Below are 250 nucleotides of genomic sequence, written 5' to 3'. Positions count from 1 at the left end.
TACCTTGCGCCGTCAGAGTTTGCGGCGAAACATCGGGCAACCGCGGATACTCCTGCCGCTTTCCAGGAGTTGGTTTAATGGGACTTTGCTAGAAGCCCATTGGCCCTATTGATGGGGGCAGGTCAGAACGGCAGATAGCCCAGTTCGTCGAGGATCACCAGGTCGACGTACATCAGCTTGTGGGCGATCTGGCCTTGTTTGCCGATGGACTTCTCCTGCTCCAGGGCGTTGGTCAGCTCGACGGTCGAGA

At 57.6% G+C, this 250-nt stretch carries 1 pseudogene; it reads right to left on the bottom strand.

Going from position 1 to position 250, the window contains the following annotated elements:
* Positions 1 to 125: 125 nt before the first annotated feature.
* Positions 126 to 250: pseudogene (locus tag HWX22_RS31720) on the bottom strand (ATP-binding protein); the annotation flags it as partial.

Origin of the sequence: Burkholderia sp. BCC1638 (assembly GCF_902833195.1) — a bacterium.
In the GTDB taxonomy this organism is placed as follows: Bacteria; Pseudomonadota; Gammaproteobacteria; order Burkholderiales; family Burkholderiaceae; genus Burkholderia; species Burkholderia diffusa.
Note: the sequence above shows the minus strand (reverse complement) of the source record. Positions and strands in the feature narration are given on the sequence as shown.